This window comes from Frankia sp. ACN1ag (assembly GCF_001414035.1).
Lineage (GTDB): Bacteria > Actinomycetota > Actinomycetes > Frankiales > Frankiaceae > Frankia > Frankia torreyi.
This window is the reverse complement of the sequence record NZ_LJPA01000001.1, coordinates 23,116-42,295: the sequence shown is the minus strand read 5'-3', so window position 1 is coordinate 42,295 and position 19,180 is coordinate 23,116. Positions and strand designations below refer to the sequence as shown.

18 protein-coding genes and 8 pseudogenes are annotated in these 19,180 nt (G+C 72.9%); 8 read left to right on the top strand and 18 right to left on the bottom strand.

Annotated elements, in window-relative coordinates:
• Positions 1 to 5: 5 nt before the first annotated feature.
• Complete coding sequence (locus UK82_RS00185) at positions 6 to 638, bottom strand: HAD family hydrolase (RefSeq protein ID WP_044886072.1); 633 nt, start codon at positions 636 to 638, stop codon at positions 6 to 8.
• A 151-nt stretch (positions 639 to 789) separates the two neighbouring features.
• Between UK82_RS00185 and purS the strand changes: the two genes are divergently transcribed.
• Positions 790 to 1,074, top strand: a complete 285-nt coding sequence (gene purS / locus UK82_RS00180) for a phosphoribosylformylglycinamidine synthase subunit PurS (protein ID WP_044886105.1) — start codon at positions 790 to 792, stop codon at positions 1,072 to 1,074.
• 66 nt (positions 1,075 to 1,140) lie between these two features.
• Here the strand turns inward: purS and UK82_RS00175 are convergent, their stop codons facing one another.
• From UK82_RS00175 to UK82_RS34620, 8 genes and pseudogenes are all read right to left on the bottom strand, one after another.
• Positions 1,141 to 1,491, bottom strand: a complete 351-nt coding sequence (locus UK82_RS00175; RefSeq protein WP_044886073.1) for a rhodanese-like domain-containing protein — start codon at positions 1,489 to 1,491, stop codon at positions 1,141 to 1,143.
• Between the two features lie 16 nt (positions 1,492 to 1,507).
• Positions 1,508 to 1,981: pseudogene (locus tag UK82_RS00170) on the bottom strand (zinc finger domain-containing protein); the annotation flags it as partial.
• 36 nt (positions 1,982 to 2,017) lie between these two features.
• Positions 2,018 to 2,746 (bottom strand): annotated as a pseudogene (locus tag UK82_RS00165) (MqnA/MqnD/SBP family protein); the annotation flags it as partial.
• 1 nt (position 2,747) lies between these two features.
• Positions 2,748 to 2,866: pseudogene (locus UK82_RS34625) on the bottom strand (MqnA/MqnD/SBP family protein); the annotation flags it as partial.
• Between the two features lie 100 nt (positions 2,867 to 2,966).
• Positions 2,967 to 3,992, bottom strand: a complete 1,026-nt coding sequence (mqnB, locus tag UK82_RS00160) for a futalosine hydrolase (RefSeq protein WP_236705292.1) — start codon at positions 3,990 to 3,992, stop codon at positions 2,967 to 2,969.
• Between the two features lie 280 nt (positions 3,993 to 4,272).
• Positions 4,273 to 4,722: a hypothetical protein gene (locus UK82_RS00155; RefSeq protein WP_044886075.1), complete on the bottom strand. Its 450-nt coding sequence runs from the start codon at positions 4,720 to 4,722 to the stop codon at positions 4,273 to 4,275.
• Between the two features lie 155 nt (positions 4,723 to 4,877).
• Positions 4,878 to 6,039, bottom strand: a pseudogene (locus UK82_RS00150) (MFS transporter); the annotation flags it as partial.
• A 1-nt stretch (position 6,040) separates the two neighbouring features.
• Positions 6,041 to 6,548 (bottom strand): annotated as a pseudogene (locus tag UK82_RS34620) (MFS transporter); the annotation flags it as partial.
• A 229-nt stretch (positions 6,549 to 6,777) separates the two neighbouring features.
• Between UK82_RS34620 and UK82_RS00145 the strand changes: the two are divergent.
• A complete protein-coding gene (locus UK82_RS00145; RefSeq protein ID WP_236705291.1) occupies positions 6,778 to 7,794 on the top strand; it encodes a DUF3027 domain-containing protein in 1,017 nt (338 codons plus the stop codon).
• A 45-nt stretch (positions 7,795 to 7,839) separates the two neighbouring features.
• On the opposite strand, the gene purL is transcribed toward UK82_RS00145, so the two are convergent.
• The 3 genes and pseudogenes from purL to UK82_RS34610 all read right to left on the bottom strand — a co-directional run.
• Complete coding sequence (gene purL, locus UK82_RS00140) at positions 7,840 to 10,152, bottom strand: phosphoribosylformylglycinamidine synthase subunit PurL (protein ID WP_044886078.1); 2,313 nt, start codon at positions 10,150 to 10,152, stop codon at positions 7,840 to 7,842.
• Positions 10,153 to 10,258: 106 nt separating this feature from the next.
• A pseudogene (locus UK82_RS34615) lies at positions 10,259 to 10,809 on the bottom strand (ABC transporter substrate-binding protein); the annotation flags it as partial.
• Between the two features lies 1 nt (position 10,810).
• On the bottom strand, positions 10,811 to 11,242 hold a 432-nt coding region (locus UK82_RS34610), incomplete at its 3' end, for a glycine betaine ABC transporter substrate-binding protein (RefSeq protein ID WP_304438022.1).
• Between the two features lie 457 nt (positions 11,243 to 11,699).
• Between UK82_RS34610 and UK82_RS41280 the strand changes: the two genes are divergently transcribed.
• From UK82_RS41280 to UK82_RS00115, 5 genes and pseudogenes are all read left to right on the top strand, one after another.
• Complete coding sequence (locus UK82_RS41280) at positions 11,700 to 11,828, top strand: hypothetical protein (protein WP_255354218.1); 129 nt, start codon at positions 11,700 to 11,702, stop codon at positions 11,826 to 11,828.
• Between the two features lie 85 nt (positions 11,829 to 11,913).
• Positions 11,914 to 12,984, top strand: a complete 1,071-nt coding sequence (locus UK82_RS00130) for a DUF4037 domain-containing protein (RefSeq protein ID WP_055405974.1) — start codon at positions 11,914 to 11,916, stop codon at positions 12,982 to 12,984.
• Between the two features lie 193 nt (positions 12,985 to 13,177).
• Positions 13,178 to 13,276: pseudogene (locus UK82_RS42145) on the top strand (type II toxin-antitoxin system prevent-host-death family antitoxin); the annotation flags it as partial.
• Between the two features lie 63 nt (positions 13,277 to 13,339).
• Complete coding sequence (locus tag UK82_RS00120) at positions 13,340 to 13,570, top strand: FitA-like ribbon-helix-helix domain-containing protein (protein WP_044886081.1); 231 nt, start codon at positions 13,340 to 13,342, stop codon at positions 13,568 to 13,570.
• Between the two features lie 14 nt (positions 13,571 to 13,584).
• Positions 13,585 to 13,974, top strand: a complete 390-nt coding sequence (locus UK82_RS00115) for a type II toxin-antitoxin system VapC family toxin (RefSeq protein ID WP_044886108.1) — start codon at positions 13,585 to 13,587, stop codon at positions 13,972 to 13,974.
• A 63-nt stretch (positions 13,975 to 14,037) separates the two neighbouring features.
• Here UK82_RS00115 and UK82_RS00110 read toward each other — a convergent pair whose 3' ends face one another.
• Positions 14,038 to 14,736, bottom strand: a complete 699-nt coding sequence (locus tag UK82_RS00110; protein WP_055405973.1) for an ABC transporter permease — start codon at positions 14,734 to 14,736, stop codon at positions 14,038 to 14,040.
• A complete protein-coding gene (locus tag UK82_RS00105) occupies positions 14,733 to 15,509 on the bottom strand; it encodes an ABC transporter permease (RefSeq protein ID WP_063897412.1) in 777 nt (258 codons plus the stop codon). The genes UK82_RS00110 and UK82_RS00105 overlap by 4 nt, the downstream gene beginning before the upstream one ends.
• 87 nt (positions 15,510 to 15,596) lie before the next feature.
• Here UK82_RS00105 and UK82_RS00100 point away from each other — a divergent pair, with 87 nt between their 5' ends.
• Positions 15,597 to 16,712, top strand: coding sequence for an ATP-binding cassette domain-containing protein (locus tag UK82_RS00100; protein WP_083507000.1), 1,116 nt, complete (start codon positions 15,597 to 15,599; stop codon positions 16,710 to 16,712).
• A 12-nt stretch (positions 16,713 to 16,724) separates the two neighbouring features.
• Here UK82_RS00100 and purQ read toward each other — a convergent pair whose 3' ends face one another.
• The 4 genes and pseudogenes from purQ to UK82_RS00085 all read right to left on the bottom strand — a co-directional run bounded on the left by purQ (position 16,725) and on the right by UK82_RS00085 (position 19,151).
• Positions 16,725 to 17,447, bottom strand: a complete 723-nt coding sequence (gene purQ / locus UK82_RS00095) for a phosphoribosylformylglycinamidine synthase subunit PurQ (protein WP_044886083.1) — start codon at positions 17,445 to 17,447, stop codon at positions 16,725 to 16,727.
• Between the two features lie 119 nt (positions 17,448 to 17,566).
• Positions 17,567 to 17,866, bottom strand: a pseudogene (locus UK82_RS34605) (ATP-binding protein); the annotation flags it as partial.
• 1 nt (position 17,867) lies between these two features.
• A partial coding sequence (locus tag UK82_RS34600; RefSeq protein WP_236705347.1) for an ATP-binding protein occupies positions 17,868 to 18,109 on the bottom strand: 242 nt, incomplete at its 3' end.
• 82 nt (positions 18,110 to 18,191) lie between these two features.
• Positions 18,192 to 19,151, bottom strand: a complete 960-nt coding sequence (locus UK82_RS00085) for an NAD(P)/FAD-dependent oxidoreductase (RefSeq protein ID WP_044886085.1) — start codon at positions 19,149 to 19,151, stop codon at positions 18,192 to 18,194.
• Between the last annotated feature and the right edge of the window lie 29 nt (positions 19,152 to 19,180).

Here is a 19,180-nt window from a genome sequence, read left to right as displayed (position 1 = left end):
GGCGGTCAACGCCGCCGGGTGTCCTCGCCCAGCAGCCAGGGTGGGAACTCGCCGAGCCGGGCCAGGACGACGTCCGCACCGGCCGTGCGCAGCTCCTCCGCCGAGCAGGGGCCCGTGGCCACGCCCACCGCGAGCGCGCCGCCCTCCCGTGCGCCGATCATGTCGCCGACGTGATCCCCGACGAAGACGTCCACCCGATGGGTGAGCAGGGCGGCCCCCTTCGTCCGGGCGAACAGGGCGCCCTCGACCGCGTCGGCGGCGATGCCGATACGTTTCAGACTCGCCCGGGCGAGCGGGGTGCTCTTGGCGGTGACGACGACGACGCGACCGGCGAGCCGGCGTACCGCGTCCACCGCGGCGCGCGCGTCCGGCATCGGGACCGACGCGGGGACCGCGTGCACAGCGGACAGCTCCCGGTAGCGGGCGGCGATGGCGGACACGTCCGCGGCGGGGAACCAGTGGGCGAGCTCGCTCTCCAGCGGCGGTCCGAGCCGGGAGACGACCAGATCGGCGTCGACGGCCACGCCGGTCTCGTCGGACAGGGCGGCGAAGGTGGCCCGGATGCCGGCACGGGCGTCCAACAGGGTCAGGTCGAGGTCGAACCCGACAACCGGGGCTGAGGCATTCCAGGACGGCACCAACCGAGCTTAGGCCGGACCCGACGGGCCGGCCGGACGCTTCGCCTGGGTGGCCACCCCCGCGGCCGCGGCGGGTCGACTCTTCGGCACGGCCCCCAATCGGCCCGCAATCGCCGCCGACGGGGCCGCCGGGCCGGTAGTGTCCGCGGGTGTGACCAGGGTTGTGGTGGATGTGATGCTCAAGCCGGAGATCCTCGACCCGCAGGGCCAGGCGGTGCTGGGCGCGCTGCCTCGCCTCGGGGTGAGCGGAATCGTCGGCGTCCGCCAGGGCAAGCGTTTCGAGCTGGAGCTGGCGGACGGGGTGGCGCTGGACGGCGCGGTGCTGGCGCGGGTCGAACATCTCGCGTCGACGCTGCTGGCCAATCCGGTCATCGAGGACTACGTGGTGCGGGTCGAGGACGCGTCGGCCGAGCCCAGCCCGAGCACCGCGGGCTGAGCCGGCCGGCCCCGGCCGCCGCACCGGGCTTGGCGGGCCGCCGGGGCCGCCGGGGCCGGAGGACGGCTAGAGGACTCGGGGCGCGGCGCCGCTCTCGCTCACCATCGGCCGGCCGTGGGCCTGCCAGGCGAGCATGCCGTCGGTGAGGTTGCGAACCTGCCAGCCGCCCTGGGCGAGGTAGCCCGTGACGGCGGCGGAGCGTCCGCCGGAGCGGCACACGACGACCACGTCCTGCTCGCGGGGCACCTCGTCGAGCCGGGTGACGAGCTCACCCATGGGGATGTGCAGGGCGTCGGCGATGTGACCGGCGGACCACTCGTCGGGCTCCCGGACATCCACGAGCAGCGGGGCACCGTCCGCGGACAGGTCGGCAGGCAGGTCGGCGACGCTGACGGCCGGGATCTGATCAGAACTCACCCTGCCATCCTGCCACCTATTTCAGCAGTCGGGACAACCGGCGATCGGCGAGCGTCCGCCCGCCGGTCTGACAGGTCGGGCAGTACTGCAGGGCCCGGTCGGCAAACGAGACCTCCCGCACGGTGTCGCCGCAGCGGGGGCAGGGCGACCCGGCCCGTCCGTGCACCGCCAGGTTGGCCTTCTTCTCGGCCTTGAGCTCGCCGGCGGCGAGCCCGGCGGCGCTGTCGCGGGCGGCGGTGAGCACGCCGACGAGCGCGGCGTGCAGGCTCGCGGTCTGCGCCGCCGACAGCCCCGCGGCCGGCTTGAACGGCGACAGCCCCGCCGTCCACAGCGCCTCGTCGGAGTAGGCGTTGCCGACGCCGGCGAGGCGAGCCTGATCGGTGAGCACCCCCTTGAGCTGGGCCCGTCCGGCGGCGGCGAGGATCTTCTCGAGCGCGGCCACGGTGAAGGCCGCCCCGAGCGGGTCGACGCCGAGCCGGGCGATGCCGGGGCCCAGCGATGCCCCGGGGCCCAGCGATGCCGAGGCTCAGCGCAACGGCTGGCTGAGCCTCGGCACGAGGTCCGCGTCGGCGGCACGGGCGAGCAGCGTCTCGATGGCGGCGAACCCCTCGTCGCCGAGATCGAGGCTGAACTCGTTGACGTACAGCTTGATGTGCGCGTCGACGACGTCCGGCGCCATCTCCTGCGAATGGGCGAGGACGTAGTCGGCGCTCGCGGACGGGTCGGCGAAGCCGGCGGCGACGCTGGCGCGCACCGCGGCGGACAGCGCGACGCCGTCCAGCTCGCGGCGGGCGAGGATCGCGCCGAGCGGGATCGGCAGTGAGGTCTGCTCCTCCCACCAGTCGCCGAGGTCGGCGAGCGCCGTCAGCCCGTACGACGGGTAGGTGAACCGCGACTCGTGGATGACCAGCCCCGCGTCGTACCGGCCCTCCTGCACCGCCGGCATGATCTTCTCGAACGGCACCACGTCGATGCTCGCCACGCCACGATCGGCGGCCCACAGCCGGAACAGCAGGTAGGCGGTGGTGCGGGTGCCGGGGATGGCAACCCGGGCTCCGCGCAGGTCGGTGCGGCCGGCGGTGAGCACCAGCGGGCCGCAGCCGCGGCCCAGCGCCCCGCCGGAGGTCAGCAACTGGTAGTCGGCCAGCAACCACGGCAGGGCCCCGTAGGACACCTTGACCAGATCGTCACGCCGCTCGGCCGCGCGGGAGTTCAGCACGTCGATGTCGGCGAACGTCACCGTCACCGCGGGTGCNTCCGGCACCAGCCCGTGGGCCAGGGCGTGGAAGGCGAACGTGTCGTTGGGACACGGGGAGATGGCCAGGGACAGCGACTGGGTGTCTCGCGCCGCCGTGCCCGTCGGGCGCTCGCTCATCCGGTGTCCTCCCGCTCGTCGGTGTCCCGCCGCTCGCTCGTGTCCGCCGCCCCGTCCTGAAGGTCGCGTCGGTGTCCTGTAGGCGCGTTGTCCGGGCCGGTCAGCGCGCGCCGTTGCTGCCGTGCTGGGGACCGGAGCCCGCCGCGGCCGTCCCGCCGGCGGCGGGCAGCGCCTCGGCGGCGACCAGGCCCTCGGGGTGCGCGACCAGCGCCGCCGCGGCCGTGCGCAGACTGGCGAGCGCGGCCGGCAGGTTCCAGCCGGCGCGGTCCCGGCGGCCGACCGGGTTGCTCACAGCGCGGATCTCCGCGGCGGGGACGCCGAAGGATCTCGCGGCCAGGGCTACGGCGTAGCCCTCCATCGCCTCGGCCACCGGGTCCAGCCGCTCGGTGAGGGCGCTGGCCCGGCGTTCCGTGCCTGTCACGGTCGACACGCTGACCACGGTACCCGTGACGATCCGTCGACCGGTGGCGTCGAGCACGGTGTGCAGCCGCGACACCAGCTCCGGCTCGGGGCGCACGGTGGACGAGCCGAGTCCCAGGTCGTCCAGGGTGAGAAACGTCCCGCTGCCGGTCGGGCCGCGTCCGTCGGGGCCCCGACGGGTCGGTGCGCCGGCCGCGTGGAAGCCGAGGTTGCGGTCCATCTCGCTGATCCGGCCGGCCGGTGCCGACGGGGGCTCCTCGTCGAGACCGGACTCGGCGCCGAGGTCCGCGGCGACCATCCGCTCGGCGACGACGATGTCGCCGACCTCCGCCCAGCCGCGGAACCCGCCCGCGACGCCCATGGTCACCACGAGATCGAACGGCTGCCCGGCGGCGCTCGCGACCGCCAGGGCCGTCGCGGTGCCGGCGGCGGCGGCCGGACCGCCGGTGCCTGCGGCGAGGACAGTGATCGGGCCACGCCGGCGCCCGACGTAGGGGCCCAACGTCGACGTGGTGAGCAACTGGCGGTCCCAGTCCGGGGACACCAGGTTGCCCGGGCCGGCCGGCAACCTCGTCCGGCCACGCGACCAGCTACCCATCAGCCCTGCGCACACCGCGTCTGCCTCGGCTGTCACCGCGGTGACGATCAGGGTGCGGCTCACGACCAGGTCCGGATCATGATCTGGAATGTCCTCGTCTGCCGTCATGCGCTGTTGGTTGATCTACTCGAATGGCACCGGGCCGGACGGCGATGTAACGGCACGGGATTTTCGATGTGGTGCAAATCGGACTTGTTGCCGGACCTTAGCACCACGGTCGACGCTGCGTGGTCCTGATGGCGACCAGGGGCACGCTGCGCGCATGCCGAGGGGCCGAGCGGTGGCAACGGGGGTACCCGGACGGTACGTCCCCCGATCCGGCCCGGGCGGTCGCCGGTCGGGCCGCCGCGGGCGAGCGTCTCGGGCGGGCGGCGCGGCGGGATGCGGGTCAGGGCTTGATCGAGACCACGAACGGCCAGCTCCCCGATGCCGTGGTCGACTTCGGGTCGGTGGGCGCGGCGAAGACCACGAGGTTCACCGTCCCCTGCACGTTCGGGAGCAGGTAGCGGTAGTGGGTGTCGCTGATCGTCTCGGTGATCCGCTGGTTGTTGACCGAGAGGAAGTAGCCGCGATCGGCCACCGAGGTCGGGACGTCGATGTTGAGGCTGCCCCCGGGGCGGGCGTCCAGGTGGGGCGGGGAGACCGTCTGCTGGATGAGGGCACCGTCCCGCAGGTACTGCGCCGCGTTCGTCTTCACGAAGTCGCCGCCGGACTCCATCGTCACCAGCGGTGTCGGACGGTCGCAGCCGGCGACCCCGAGACCGACCGCGACGATGGCGGCGGTGATCGCGGCGAGCCGTGGGAACGGCCGGCGACGGGACCGCGTTGACGTACGCACGCTCGGAGGCTATCGCCGCCGCCGTCGCGGCGTCCCGAGCCGAGGCGTCCGCGAGTGGCGTGGGGCCGACGTCGTGAGCGGTGTCACGTCCCGCCGGCGGATTCGGCTGGGCCCTGCCGTTGGTCGGGTCGGTGTCGTTGGTCAGGCCGGCGAGGTCAGGCGCGCCGCCGACGCCCCAGGCCTCGGCGCTGCCGCGGCGCGTCCGGCCGGGTGGGGTCCTCCAGCGTGGGCGGGATGGGCGCCGGCGGCGCCTCCCGCCAGGGGTCGACGGGCGGCGCCGGTGTGGACACCGTTGCCGTCGGGCCTGGGTATGCCGTCGGCCCTGGGTATGCCGTCGGGTCCGGGTATTCCGGGTATGTCGTCGGCCCTGGGTATGCCGTCGGGTCCGGGAGTGGGGCCTGCGGCTGGGCGCCCGGGGGATACGCCGCGGCGCCGGCGGGGTACGCCGGCCCGGGCGGCCCCACGCGGGGCTGGCCGGCGGGAGTTGGGACGGCGCCGGCGGGTGCACCCGCCGGGACCGCGCCGCCCGGCGGCGGGAGATCGGCGCCCCGCAGCCGGTCGCGGGCCGCCAGGCGCGAGCGGCGCAGCGCGCCGGCCTGGACGAACAGCGTCGCGCAGACGACCGCGGCGGCCACCGCGAAGCCGACTGTCCCGGGCATCTCGATGAGCCCGAGGGCGCCACCGGCGACCCAGGTGAGCTGGAGCGCGGTCTCGGAGCGGGCGAACGCGGAGTTGCGTGTCGCCTCCGGGATGTCGCGCTGGACGACGGCGTCGAGCGCCAGCTTGCCCATCGAGCCGGCCATGGTGGCCAGCAGCGCCGCGACGAGCGAGGTGAACCTGGTGTAGGTGATGGCGGCGCCGAGACAACCGCCGGCCGCCAGGACCAGGGCGAGCATGAGGATGCCCTCCGGGCGTCGTCGGCCGAGTCGGCCGCCGATGAACACGCCGAGCCCGCTGCCGACGCCCGCGGCCACGGCCAGGCCGCCCAGCCACAGGTTGTTGCCGCCGTTGGTCCGCAGCAGGAAGGCGAGATAGAAGGTGAGAAAGCCGACGAGGCCGCGCAGGACCGCGGTGGCGCGCAGGGCCACCGGCAGCGCGCCGAGGAACGCCCGCAGCCGCGCCCCGAGCCCGCGCCGGCCGTCGGGCGCGACCGGGGCGCGCAGCGGCAGCTCGCCGGCCGCCGAGTCGACGTGCCTGGGGAGGTTGAAGGCCAGCAGGACGCCGGCCATGTAGACGATCGCGCAGAGCCGCAGCACCCACGGATAGCCGACGAACGGGATGTGCGCGATGCCCAGCCCGACCGGCGCCACGATGGCGNCGGCGACGATGTTGACCAGCGAGATCCGTGAGTTGACCTTGACGAGGGTGAGCTCGGCCGGGGCGACCCGGGGGATGACCGCGCTGCGCGCCACGCCGAAGCCGCGGGAGAGCACGAGCAGGCCGAGGGCGAGCGGATAGACGGCCAGCCCGTGCAGCGCCCCGGCAAGTTGCCAGGCCAGCAGGCCTCGGCCCAGGCAGATGGCGGCGAGCGCCGTGCGCCGGCCGTAGGCGACCCGGTCGAGCAGCGGCCCGATGACCGGTGCCAGCAGGGCGAATGGCACCATGGTGATGAGCAGGTAGAGGGCGACCTTCGATCGGGCCTCCCCCGAGGGCACCGAGAAGAACAGCGACCCGGCCAGTGCGACCGTGACCAGCGCGTCGCCCGCGGCGTTGACGAAGGACAGTTCGGTGAGGGCGGACAGTCCGGTCCGGTCGGCACCGTCCCCGCGCACGCTCGATCGCAGCCTTCGCAGGTTGTTCGAGACCGTGCTGCCCAGGTTCACCATGCCAAGTGTCCTCGTCCCTGGCCTGCGCTCCTACGACCACGTCGGGCGGTGCGAGTGTCCGTGGGTGAGAATACGTTGCGTGGATGCTCCCGAGGTCCGTTCCGCCACGACCGAGCCGCCGGATCCATCCGCTACCCTCGGTGCGGATTCGGTGCCGGACGCTGCGCAGACGGCCGGCGCGGAAATCATGGCGGGTGCAACGGCCCAGGGCAGCGCGGAGGTCCCAGACGTGACAACGGTGACAACGGCTCCGGCGACGGACCTTGACGCGCCGACCCCGCGGACTCGCCCCCGGGCGTCGTCCGCCACCACCGCGGCGCCGCCGCCCGACGTGAGCCTCGCCACCGAGGCGGTCGCCGACCCGGCGGTGCCGGCCGCGCGGCCCCGGGCGGTCCGCGCGTCGCGGGAGCCGGCGGTGGACGCGGTGTGCGCGGCCGCCGTGGACCTGGCCCGCGCGGCCGCGGTCGAGCAGGCGGGCGGCGAGGGCGAGGTCGGCGAGCACCTTGGCATCGAGGCCGAGGGCGACCGGATCGTCCTGCACCGCTTCGCCTGCACCTCGCCCGCCTACCCGGGCTGGGCCTGGACGGTCGTCGTCACCCGCGCCTCGCGGGTACGCAAGGTCACGGTCGACGACGTGGTGCTGATGCCGGGCGAGGGCGCGCTGCTCGCCCCGGCGTGGGTGCCGTGGTCGCAGCGGCTGCGGCCGGGCGATGTCGGGGTCGGCGACCTGCTGCCCACGGCGATCGACGATCCCCGGCTCGCGCTGCGCGTGGAGGACGTCGAGGAGCTCATCGACGTCGACGACTACTTCGAGCTCGGCCTGGGCCGGTCCCGGGTGCTGTCCGTCACCGGTCGGGAGGAGGCCGTCGAGCGCTGGTACGCCGGTGACGCCGGGCCGGACGCCTCGATCGCCAAGGTCGCCCCGGCCTCGTGCCTGACCTGCGGTTTCCACGTCCGCCTCGCGGGCGCGCTCGGCCGTATGTTCGGCGCCTGCGCCAACGAGCTGGCCCCCGACGACGGCCGGGTCACCGCCATCGATCACGGCTGCGGGGCGCACTCCGAGGCGCTGGTGGCGCCGTCTGCGCACCCGGAACCGATCGTCTTCGACGAGGACCCCTCCGACCTGGAGCCGACGGACGTCGAGCTGATCAGCGTCGCCGCCCACAGCCCCGGCTCGGTGGCGGATGCCGAGCCGGGGGAGCAGGCCGCGGACGCCGCCGGCCCCGAACCCTACGGCCACTCCTGACCGCAGGCCCGGTTCCGTTCCGGCCCTGGGCGGTGCGGCCGGACCCTAGGCGGTGCGGCCGAACAGGGCGGGCAGGGTGCCCTCGTGGGCGTCACGCAGCTCGTCGAGGCCGACGCGCAACACGTCCTGCACGTCGAGCGCGTCGCCGTCGACCACGCCGATACGCCGCCAGGGCAGGCCGCGGACCGTGCACATGTCCGTGAAGCGCAGCTCCTCCGAGCGCGGCACGGCGACGACGGCGCGCCCGGCCGACTCGCTGAACAGCTCGACGAACGGGTCGGCTCCGGCGCCCAGCACGATCCGCGCGCCGTGCCCGCCGCGCAGGCACGACTCGACGAGGGCCTGCGCGAGTCCCCCCTCGGACAGGTCGTGGGCGGCGGTGAGCATGCCGTCGCGGGAACCGGCGACGAGGACCTCCCCGAGCAGCTTCTCCCGGGCGAGGTCGACCGCCGGCGGCGCTCCGCCGAGGTGTCGGTGCGTCACCCAGGCCCACTCGGAGCCGCCGAACTCGTCGGCGGTCTCGCCGAGCAGGATCAGCGCGTCGCCCTCGTCGGTGAAGCCGATCGGGGTGCGCCGGGCGACGTCGTCGAACAGGCCCAGTACTCCGATCACCGGGGTCGGGTGGATCGGGGCGGAGCCCGTCTGGTTGTAGAACGACACGTTGCCGCCGGTGACCGGCAGGCCCAGTTGCCGGCAGCCCTCGGCGAGGCCCGCGCACGCCTGCGCGAACTGCCACATCACCTCGGGATCCTCCGGGGAGCCGAAGTTCAGGCAGTTCGTCACGGCGATCGGCACCGACCCGGCGGCGCTGACGTTGCGGCATGCCTCGGCGAGGGCGAGCTGCGCGCCGGTGAACGGGTCGAGCCGGGCGTAGCGCCCGTTGCCGTCGGTGGCCAGCGCGATGCCGAGCCCGGTCGACTCGGACAGCCGCAGCACGCCGGCGTCCTCCGGCTGGGCGAGAACCGTGGCGGCCTGCACGTACCGGTCGTACTGGTCGGTCACCCAGGCCCGGGAGCACAGGTTGGGGGAGGCGATCATCCGCAGCAGGGTCTCCCGGAGCTGCGCCGGCGTGGTCGGCCGGGCGAGCCGGGCCGCCGTCGGACCGTCCGCCCGGACCCGGTCGAGGTCGGCGGGGCGGCGCAGGGGGCGCTCGTAGACGGGGCCGTCGTCGGCGAGCGAGCCGGGTGGCACGTCGACGACGACCTCGCCGTGCCAGCGCACGATCAGCCGCCCGGTGTCGGTGACCGTGCCGATCCTGGTCGCCAGCACCCCCCAGCGTTCGGCGAGGGCGAGGACCTCGGGCAGCGCCTCGGGGGTGACGATCGCGAGCATCCGCTCCTGGGACTCGCTGGCCAGCACCTCGTGCGCCGCCATCGACGGCTCGCGCAGGGGCACCAGGTCCAGATCGACGTCCATGCCGCCGGGCTGGCCGGTGGCGAGCCCCGCCGCCGTCGTCTCCGTCAGCGCGCAGGTCAGCCCGGCGCCGCCGAGGTCCTGGATGCCGGTGACGAGCCCGCGGTCGAACAGCTCCAGGCAGGACTCGATCAGGATCTTCTCCGTGAACGGGTCGCCGACCTGCACGGACGGCCGCCGGGCCGGGCCGCCGCCCGCGTCGAAGGTCGCCGACGCCAGCACGGACACGCCGCCGATCCCGTCCCGGCCGGTCTTCGCTCCCAGCAGGACCACGGCGTTGCCGACCCCGGTGGCCGCCGAGGTCTGCACCCGGCCGACCGGCATCACCCCGACGCAGAGCGCGTTGACCAGCGGGTTGCCGGCGTAGGTCGGGTCGAACACGACCTCGCCGCCGATGTTGGGCAGGCCGAGGCAGTTGCCGTAGCCACCGATGCCGGCGACCACCCCGGGCAGCGTCCGTGCCGTGTCGGGCGCGTCGGCGTCGCCGAAGCGCAGGGGGTCGAGGACCGCGATCGGCCGGGCCCCCATGGTCAGGATGTCGCGGACGATGCCCCCGACGCCGGTCGCCGCCCCCTGGTAGGGCTCCACGAAGCTGGGATGGTTGTGTGACTCGATCTTGAAGGTGACGGCCAGGCCCTCGCCGACGTCGACGACGCCGGCGTTCTCCCCCATGCCGACGAGCAGCCGGTCGGTGGACGGGGTGTCCCGGAACTGCCGCAGATGCACCTTGGAGGACTTGTAGGAGCAGTGTTCGCTCCACATCACCGAGTACATCGCCAGCTCGGCGTCGCTGGGGCGGCGGCCGAGGGTCGCCACGATCCGTACGTACTCGTCGTCGGTGAGTCCCAGCTCGCGGTACGGCTGCTCGGCGGTGTCCGTGGCACCGGACGTCGCGCTGCCTGTGGTCTCGGAGGTGGCCGCCGGGGCGGTCGGGTTGCCGGTCACCCCCCCATCCTCGCGGATCGGGCCAGCTCGCGGCCCCCGTGCCCGGACACCGGCCCCGCGGGCCCGGCGTGGCATGGGCCACTGCCATGCCGAGCCCGCGTCGTGGCTAGCTGAGCAGACCCTTGCCCTTGAGGTACTCCTTGGCGACATCGGCGGGCTTCTCCCGCTGCGCGTCGACCTTCTTGTTCAGGTCGGCCAGGTCGGCGGTGGTGAGCACCGGTGCCAGCTTGTTCAGCGCCGCCGAGATCTGCGGCGTCAGCGACTTCGTGTTGACGATCGGCACGAGGTTGTCCGCGTTCTGGAGCTTCTTGTCGTCTGTGAGCACCACGAGGTCGTAGTCGGTGACGGTCGCGTCGGTGGTGAGGACCAGGCCGAGCTGGGCCGTGCCGTCCTTGACCGCGGCCTTCGTCTGCGGGGTGTCGACGCCGGTCTTGACGATCTGGCTGATCTTGATGCCGTAGGTCTTCTCCAGGCCGGGCTGGCAGAACGGCCGGGTCTCGCACTCGGGGCCTGCGGCGATCTTCACCGTCTGACCGCTGGCGCCCAGGTCGGACAGCGTCCTGAGGTTGTGCTGGGCGGCGAAGGACTTGCTGACGGCGAAGGCGTTCTGGTCGACCGCGTCGGCCGGGTCGAGCACCGTCAGGCCGAGGCCGGTGGNGAGCGGGCGCAGCGCGGCCAGCGACTTCTGCAGGTCCGGCGAGGAGACCGAGGCCGCGTCCGGGCCATGGACCTTGGAATTGAGCAGGTCGGCGTAGGTCGCGACGTACTGCGGCATCGCGTCGACCGTGCCCTTCTCCAGCGACGACTGCGCGAGCTCGGTCTGCTGCACCGAGGTCCGGTCGACCTTGTAGCCGGCCTTTTCCAGGACCGCCGCGTACATCTCCGCGAGGATCTTGCTTTCGGTGAACCCGGCGTCGGCGACCGTGAGCGAGCCCCCGGCCGAGGCCGACACGCTGGCCCCGGCGGCGCCGCTGCTGCTGCCACCGTCCGAGTCGGAGCCGCAGGCCGCGGCTGTCAGGGCGACGGCGAGCAGCACGGCCAGACCCGCGAACACGCGGCGTGGGCGCCCGGCGGGCCGGCGGACCGCCATGGCACGGTGATGCAGCCAGTCCCGCGGAGCGTCCCGGCGCCGCGGAGCGGTTGGTGCTGTTGCGTCAGTCACGTTCGAGGACCCCACCGTTCATCTTCGGCTCGTTCTCCCTGATCGTCGGGCGCGTGCCACGGCGGCCCCCGGCTGTCCCACACCATCGCACTCGGGTCCGACAACTTCCGGACGTCCGGGACACGCTCCTCCGCGCCAGGGCGGTCCCGCAACCGAAAAAGGCACAAGTAACAGCGCCAAGGTAGACAAACGGTCACGCAGCTGATTCGAGCCCTCCGGGCTCGCCCCGATTTTGATCATGCGTCCGGCATGCGCTCGCTGCCCTCGAGCCAGACTTACCTTGTCGCCGGTCATGCTAACTATCATGCTAACTAACGTGACCGTCGGTGATGGGAATGGATCGGACGAGTTTGTTGCCGATCGACTTCCGGCACTCCGGACGACGGTGGACGGACGCCTGCCTGCGGGTGCGTCGCACCCCACCGCCGATGCTCTCGACGCCCACGACGAGCTTGCCTGGATCTACGGCCGGCTACACAGGCCGGACCTGCCCGAACTGTTCCCGTGGGCCTGAGGCCGTAACCTCGGGGTTTTCACTTTCGGCACGCGCCCCCGGTTGGTATCAGCCGGCTCGCTACTCATCCCTTACGATCGGGGCCGTGTCCGGCCGCGAGCTTTCTCGACGGTTCTACGATCAGGTGGTCGGTCCGATGGTGGCGGGCGTGCCCCACGCGGCCGCGCTGCTCGGCGAGGGCTCCGAGGTGCTCGGCTTCGACGACGAGGTCTCCACCGATCACGATTTCGGTCCTCGCCTCCAGTTGTTCGTCGCTCCGGGCGTCGACACTGCTCCGATCGACGCCGCCCTGAAGAACCTGCCGGAGTATTTCGACGGTCTCCCCGTCGCGTATTCCGACACCGACCGCCACGATGCCCGGCCACATCATCAGGTCGAGGTGACCACCGTGTCGGCGTTCTTCGTCAGCCGTCTCGGAGCCGACCCCGCCGAGGGGATGGAGCTGACGGACTGGCTGCTGGCCCCCACCCAGATCCTCGCCAGCCTCGTCGACGGTGTCGTCCTGCATGACCCGTTCGGCCTGCTCACCGCCCGACGCCGGGCACTGAACTGGTATCCCGACGACATCTGGCGCTACGTCCTCGCTGCCGGCTGGCTCCGCGTCAGCCAGGAAGAGCCGTTCATCGGCCGGACGGGCGGGCGCGGCGACGATCTTGGTTCCCGGATACTCACCGCCAGGGTGGCCCGCGACCTCGTCCGGATCGGATTCCTCACCGAACGCCGCTGGGCCCCGTACAACAAGTGGCTGACGACCGCGTTCGCCCGCCTCGCTCTCGCCGACCAGGCCGGTCCACACCTACGCCGGGCGCTCGGCGCGACAGGATGGCGGGACCGCGAGGCGGCCCTGTGCGCCGCGGCCGGCCGCCTCGCCGCCGCCACGAACGGTCTCGGCCTGGCGGAACCCGTCGACCCGACGCCGCGCCGCTTCCACACCCGGGACATCCAGGTCCTCGCCGCCGAACGCCTCACCCGCGCCCTGACCGACGCGATCACCGACCCGCCGATACGAGCCCTCCTCGCCCGACTCGGACACCAACCCGACGGAACCGTCGGCCACCTTCCCGGCGCCATCGACCAGGCTTGCGACAACGTCGACATCCTCACCGCACTGGACCGCCGCCGCGACTACGCCTCGCTTCTCGGCCTCCAGCCATAGACGAGCTGGGCCGGGTCCGTGCGCGGCTGTGCCAGCGGGCATGCCCGGAGCCAGGCTGAGCCGCGAGACGGGATCCGCGCGGGGTGCGGGGGGCGCGGTTCCGCGGAACACCATGATCGCCAAGGCCAAGGCCAAGGCCAAGGCCAAGGTCAAGGTCAAGGCCAAGGCCAAGGCCAAGGTCAAGGCTGAGGTCGAGGTTCGGGCGCGGTATGCGGAAGTTCTCTCGGCAATGACGGATGACCGGGAGGAGATCATTATCACCCGTGCCGGCCACGAGCCGGTGGTGATCGTGGTACCACTACGGAGACCACCTCACTCGCAAGCAGACTGCTGGCATTGCAGGTAAAATGCAGGCATGGCCGCGATCACGATCCGCGACGTCTCGGATCCGACTCTTGAAGCGCTGAAGCTCAAGGCCGCGCAGACGGGCCGCAGCCTGCAGGCCTACCTGCTCGACCTGGTCACCAGGGATGCCCGTACGCCGAGCCTGGCGGACATGGCGGCTCGTCTCGACCGTGAAACGCACGTCGATCTCGCCACCTCGGACATCCTTGCCGCGATCGACGAGGGCCGGGAACGGGGGTGAGTGGTCCGGAGGCCGTGATCGACTGCTCGGCGCTGATCCGGACGCTGGCCGATCACGGCGCGACCGGGCAGGCGGTGCGTCGCCGGCTCGCCGGCCTCTCGTCGCTCGCCGCGCCCGGACTGCTCGACTACGAGGTGATCTCGGCATTGTTCGGGATGGTCCGCGGCCGGAAGCTTACCGATCGGGATGCGGAGAAGGCGATCGGCGATTACCAACTCCTGCCGCTGGTGCGGCACGAGACGCTGATCCTGTGGGCGCGCGTCCGCGACCTGCACCACAACCTCAGCGCCTACGACGCCCAGTACGTCGCCCTCGCCGAGACCCTGGGACTGCCATTGATCACCAGTGACGCGCGCATTGAACGCAGCGGTGCCGCCAGGTGTCCCGTCGAGGTTTTTGCGTGAATCGCGAAAGCGCCTACCGGAGCGTCTGAACGTTTCTGCGCGGAGGCGCCCTGTCAGCTCCAATCAGCGGGCTCTGGGGGCTCTGGGGGCTCTGGGGGCTCGGGGGGCTCGGGGGGTCGACACCGCGCGGGACAGGACGAGCAGCAGGCCGTCGACGAGGAGCGCGAGTGCGGCCACGAGGATCGCGCCGCCGACCACCTCGGGGCGGCGGTTGTTGGCCAGGCCATCGACGACGAACCGGCCGAGCCCGCCGCCGCCGATCAGCGCCGCGATGGTCGCCGTCGCCACCACCTGCACCGCGGCCAGTCGCAGGCCGAGCATGATCATCGGTAGGGCCAGCGGGAGCTCCACCCGGCGCAGGAGCTGGCCGCCGGACATGCCCATGCCCCGGGCGGCCTCCTTCGCCCCCGCGTCGACCTCCTGCATCCCCACGTAGCTGTTGGTGACCAGCGGGGCGATCGCGAAGAGGGTGAGCGCGACGACGGTGGTCGTGTCGCCGATGCCGAGCGGGCCGATCGCCAGGAGCACGAGGACGGCGAACGTCGGCACCGCCCGTCCGATGTTGGAGACGTTGATGGCCAGGGTGCCGCCCCGGCCGAGGTGCCCCAGACCGATCCCGACCGGCAGCGCGACCGCGCACGCGATGCCCACCGAGGCGCCGGTGAGCAGCAGGTGCTCGCCGAGGCGGTGGGCGATGCCCTCGTCGCCGCGCCAGCTCGCGCCGGTGGTGAGCCAGTCGAACGCGCTGCTCAGGGTGCTCATGCGGCGGTTCCTTGCGGAGGCAGTGGGCTCGCGGCCGGCGGGCTCGCGGCGGGAGAGCCGGCGGACGGCGGGCCGACCGCCCGGCCCGCGCGGGTCCGGCGGCCGCGACGCCAGGGTGTCAGCAGCCACTGCAGGGCGACGAGCAGCAGGTCGGCGACGATGGCGAGCGCCACGCACAGCACCGAGGCGGTCAGCACCTCCGACTTGAACGAGCTGGTCAGGCCGTCGTAGATGAGATCGCCCAGGCCACCGTGGCCGATCGTCGCGCCGACGGTGACCAGCGCGATCGTCGAGACCGTCGCGACCCGGATCGCGGCCATGATCGCGGGCAGCGCGAGCGGGATCTCCACGGTGACCAGCAGCCGCAACGGGCCGTAGCCCATGCCCCGGGCGGCATCGCGCACGTCCGCCGGCACGGAGTCGAGCCCGGCTAGCAGCCCGCGGAAGAGGATGACCAGCGTGTACGCCACCAGCCCGATCCGCACCGTGGTCGTGGACAGGCCGGTGACGGGCAGCAGCAGCGCGAAGAACGCCAGCGACGGCACCGTGTACAGGATGTTCGCCAGCCCGCTGATCCAGGCGACGGCGAACCGCCAGCGCCGGGCGAGCAGGACCAGCGGCACCGCGATCACCAGGCCGATCGCGACCGCGCTCAGCGTGAGGCTGACGTGCTCGCGCAGTGCCGCCTGCAGCTCGTCCGAGCGGGTCTCGACGTAATCTCCGCAGATCCAGGCGTTTCGTTCGAGACAGCTCCCGGACGCGACGATGGCCACCGAAGCACCGTAACCGGTACGGAGGACGCGACGCCCATGACCGTGGACCCGACGACCTCGGTGGAACCGGCGACCTCGGCGGACCCGATGATCTCGTTGCGCGGGGTGGGCAAGCGCTACCCGGACGGCACGGTCGCGGTCGCGGACCTGTCCTTCGACGTGCCGGCCGGCGAGCTGCTGTGCCTGGTGGGCCCGTCCGGCTGCGGCAAGACCACGACGATGAAGATGATCAACCGGCTGGTGGAGCCGACGTCCGGGCGCATCCTGGTGGCCGGCGAGGACGTGGCCCGCACCGACCCGGTTCGGCTGCGTCGACGCATCGGCTACGTCATCCAGCAGATCGGTCTGTTCCCGCACCTGACGGTGCGCGCGAACGTCGGCACCGTGCCGCGGCTGCTGGGCTGGGACCGCGCCCGCATCCGCGCCCGGGTGGACGCGATGCTCGACCTCGTCGGCCTTGACCCGGCGACGGTGGGGAAGCGCTACCCGCACGAGCTGTCCGGCGGGCAGCAGCAGCGGGTCGGCGTCGCGAGGGCGCTGGCCGCCGATCCGCCGGTGCTGCTCCTGGACGAGCCCTTCTCCGCGATCGACCCGATCGCGCGGGACCGGCTGCAGGCGGAGTTCCTGCGGTTGCAGCGGGAGATTCGCAAGACCGTGGTGTTCGTCACTCACGACCTGGACGAGGCGATCCGGCTCGGTGACCGGATCGCGGTGTTCCGCCAGGGCGGCCAGCTGGAGCAGATCGACCCACCGGCCCGCATCCTCGGCCGCCCGGCCACCGACTTCGTCGCCGGCTTCACCGGTTCCGACCGGGCGCTGCGGCGGCTGTCCGTGACCACGCTGCGCCGGGAGGATCTCGAAGCGCCCCGACCCGGCCAGGTCGAGGCCGCGGGCGCCGGGCCGGCTGGCGGTGCCGGGCCGGCTGGCGGTGCCGGGCAGCGGGTGAGCATCGAGGTGGGGGCGTCCTTGCGGGAGGCGCTGTCCGCGCTGCTCGCGCAGGACAGCGGCGTGCTCGACGTCCACGCCCACGGCGAGCTGGCAGGCGTGCTCACGCCGGCGGCCCTGCATGCGGCGCTGCGCCGGTCGGTGGCGCGGGACGACGAGCCCGACACCGAGTCCGACACCGAGCCCGAGGAGCCCGCTGGGCCGGCCGGGTCGGTGCGGTCGGCCGCGCCGGCCGCCCCCGGTTGCGGGCAGGTGTGACCGGCGGGCTGGTCAGGCGCGGGCGAGCAGGCCGGTCAGCACCGAGGTGAACATGCGCAGCCCGTCCAGGCCCGAGCCGGTCAGCTCGTCGACGGCGTGTTCCGGGTGGGGCATGAGGCCCATGACCGTGCGTTCGGCGTTGCAGACCCCGGCGATGTCGTCGGCCGAGCCGTTGGGGTTGCCGCCGACGTAGCGCAGGACGATCCGGTCCTGCGCGGCCAGCTCGGCGAGCACCCCGGGGCTCGCCACGAAGCGGCCGTCGCCATGCTTGACGGGGATGGTGATCTCCTCGCCGGCCTGGTAGTCGCGCGTCCACGCCGTGGCCGCGGTCTCGACCCGCAGCCGCTGGTCGCGGCAGACGAAGTGCAGCCCGGCGTTGCGGGTCAGCGCGCCCGGCAGCAGGCCGGCCTCGCACAGCACCTGGAAGCCGTTGCAGATGCCCAGCGTGGGCAGGCCGTCGGCGGCCGCGGCGACGAGGGCCGCGACCATCGGAGAGAACCGGGCGATCGCACCGGCACGCAGGTAGTCCCCGTAGGAGAAGCCGCCGGGCAGGATCACGGCATCGACCCCGGCGAGGTCGTCGTCGCCGTGCCAGAGGGCGACCGGCTCGGCGCCGGCGGCCCGCACGGCGAGGGCCGCGTCCCGGTCGTCGAGCGAACCCGGGAAGGTGACGACCCCGATCCTGGCCGTCGTCCTGGCCGTCGTCCTGGTCGTGTCGGTCCCCACCGCATCCATCCCGGCACCCACCCAGCTTCCGCTCGCCCGTCCGCTCCCGTCAGCGTAACCGCTCCCCTCGCGAAGGAAGGGCGGTCGATCGGCCTCGGAGTCCGGGTGTGGTCGTGGGCGGACCGGGGTCAGACGGGCTCGTCGGCGGCCTTCGGCGGGCGGGCGGTGCCCCACGGTCCGGTCGTCCTGCGCGCCCGGCTCAACTGCGCACCCGGGGCGCTCTCCTCCCAGACCAGCGCCTTCTCCAGGTGCACGCGGGTACCCCGATGCGGGCCCTCGACCCGGTGGAACTGGACACGGTCCATGAGCGCCCGCATCAGGAAGATCCCCCGCCCCTGCTCCGGGACGTTCTCCGGCGCCGTGCCGTCCGGGGTCGGGCGCGTCGCCCGCTCCGGATCGAACACGCTCTCGAAGGTGGCGTCCAGGCCNCCGCCGCGGTCGCTCACCTCGATGACGGCCACCTCGTTGTCGACGCCGACCGATACCTCGTACTCGTCCTCAGCCTGGGCATGAAGAAGAACATTCGCACATGCCTCCGTCAACGCAAGCTCAACATCGTCAATGCATTCCTGGGATACCCCGAGAACCTTCAGAGACTGTGTGCAGATTCGTCTGACCACGGGTATGGAGATCTCATCGCGGGGCAACGACAGGCTTAGTTTGATCTCCATGTCGGCAGGTGTACCCCCCTCGGGCAACGTCAATCGAGCCTGCTAGACGAACATTTTCGGAAGTGCGTCACACCGTTGCGGATCATCGGAGTCGCTCGGCGATCGCCCGGCCCAACCCGGTGCCCGAGAGCCAGGCATTCTCGATCTTCGGTCGGCCCCATCCATCGCCCGCAAGACCGATTCCATTGTCGGACAGGTGGAACGGTTGCTCGTGCGGGCGCTCCGGCCGGGCGAACGTCCACCGCTGCACATACACCCACCGGGGCTGCTCCGGGATGGCGAGCAGCCGCCGCAGCGACTCGATGAGCGCGGGTCCGGCCGCGGCCGGCTCGGTCAGGTGCGGTCGGGCGAACCGGGCCGTCGAGTGCGCCACCAGAACGGGCGCGTTGTCGCCGCGGCGGCGACCGTCGTCGGCGATCCACTCGATCGTGTCGTCGTCGTGGACGAAGGCGCCGTCCACCGGCGTCCAGCAGCGGTGCGACCAGCCCGCGAGCAGCGCCAGCGCGGGTGACCAGGACCGGTCGGCGACCAGCGCGCGCTCCTCGGTGAAGGCCTCGTCGAGGTGGCGCAGCGCCTGCGGGTCGGGCATGGCCAGCACCACCGCGTCCACCGGCTCACCGTCGACGATCGGGCCCGGGGTGATCCGGGCGATCGGGGCGGACTGCGCCACGCTGATTCCGGCGCGGGACGCGAGGTCCGCGACCAGCGACCGCAGCCCGCGAGGCGCGGCGTAGCGCAGCGGCCCCGGTTCGGCCGCGGTCAGCGTCGCGTTCGGCCCGCTGATCACCGACATCCGCCGGGTCCACGGGCGCGCTGTTCCCCGGGCCGTCCAGTCATCCACGACCTCGGCGAACTCGGGTGAGGTGACGGTGAAGTAGGAAGCGCCGGAGTCCACGATCCGCCCGTCAATCCACCGAGAGGCCATCCGGCCGCCGATCACCCGGCCCCGGTCCCGGACCTCCACCGTGATTCCCCGGGCTTGCAGCACACTGGCACAGGCGATTCCCGTAATTCCTCCGCCGGCGACGACGACCTTTGTCACCAACCCCCCCATTGTCTCGACATCGATGC